A 972-nucleotide genomic window follows, 5' to 3' on the forward strand; every position below is an offset into this window, starting at 1 on the left:
CAAAATAGACGAGTTCGGCACGCTGCATCATTTGCAACTGTTGGAGGACAAACCGGACTTTCAGATAATGACGGTAGTTTTCGGCGAGCCAATCAGCCGGATAGACCGCAGTGTTTTTGCAGATGTGGACACGTGGGGCGTCTGTTCCCTGCAAGGTTGGGTAAACAGCTATGAAAGTGTCCGGTTTGTAGCCATAGACGACCATACGGCAATCATCACGGGCGAATATAACATGGAGCAGGTAAAGGTGTGGTTAGAGAAATACACGTCCATAAAGAGCCTTAAAACCAGTTGATAGAGGACGGCGGCTGCTTGCCGCCGTTACTTTCTTCCGTGAGCCTGCCAGCGGGTGAAGAAAGTAACAAAGAAGCCTTTCTTTTCCCTATCATGGAAACAGCCCGCCGATGCTTCCCGGCGGGCTGTCTGCCCGATATTTACGCTTTGCGTATCATTCCATACCCGGTTTCCCAAGAGGATGATAAAAACGGATGTCGCAACTATAAATCCTCATAGTGAATAAATTTTACACCAAGTATGCACACGGTTTCTTCTTCCTCGATGTCATATTTCCATGTCCGCTTAGTGACAAGCATTTCCGTTTCGCAATCGAACCATACCATTACGGGCGTATCATCTTCTTCGTCCGCCCATTTGAAAACCTGATTGGACGGCGTTTTCCATAATTCAGCACTGTCACGTTCGGAAATACAGTCCTTGTCCACAATGATGATGTCACCTACTGCCGGAACTGTATCTGTTTCCAACGTGGTTTCTATGTACCACGAGATGCCTTCTATATCCAATTCTATTTTTACCATGTCGTTTTGTTATTAGGGGGTTATTGTTTCCGTTCCTTCTTCGCTGTTGTCATTATTGAATGATAGTGTAAGTTGCTGCATCTGCCCGAAGCTGTCGATGATATAAATGTCAATCGTCTGCTGGTCGGTCGATGCCGAGGTGTAGTAGAGCCTG

Annotated in this window: 4 protein-coding genes; 2 read left to right on the plus strand and 2 right to left on the minus strand. The window is 46.7% G+C overall.

What is annotated here, in order from left to right:
- A partial coding sequence (locus H8S64_RS22145; protein ID WP_436231475.1) for a DUF6956 domain-containing protein occupies positions 1–295 on the plus strand: 295 nt, incomplete at its 5' end.
- Positions 292–513, plus strand: a complete 222-nt coding sequence (locus H8S64_RS22150; RefSeq protein ID WP_186978730.1) for a hypothetical protein — start codon at positions 292–294, stop codon at positions 511–513. The genes H8S64_RS22145 and H8S64_RS22150, both read left to right, overlap by 4 nt.
- On the opposite strand, the gene H8S64_RS22155 is transcribed toward H8S64_RS22150, so the two are convergent.
- Both H8S64_RS22155 and H8S64_RS22160 read right to left on the minus strand, forming a co-directional pair.
- On the minus strand, positions 498–818 hold the full coding sequence (locus tag H8S64_RS22155; protein ID WP_186978728.1) for a hypothetical protein: 321 nt from the start codon (positions 816–818) through the stop codon (positions 498–500). The two genes, H8S64_RS22150 and H8S64_RS22155, sit on opposite strands and share 16 nt — an antisense overlap.
- 12 nt (positions 819–830) lie before the next feature.
- Positions 831–972: TraQ conjugal transfer family protein (locus tag H8S64_RS22160; RefSeq protein ID WP_186978729.1), on the minus strand; the 142-nt coding region annotated here is incomplete at its 5' end.

The sequence above is a fragment of the Butyricimonas hominis genome, assembly GCF_014287455.1.
Taxonomy (GTDB): domain Bacteria; phylum Bacteroidota; class Bacteroidia; order Bacteroidales; family Marinifilaceae; genus Butyricimonas; species Butyricimonas muris.

Excerpts from the sequence above, each read along its gene's own strand:
- H8S64_RS22155 (WP_186978728.1), bottom strand. The coding sequence starts at position 818 with ATGGTAAAAATAGAATTGGATATAGAAGGCATCTCGTGGTACATAGAA.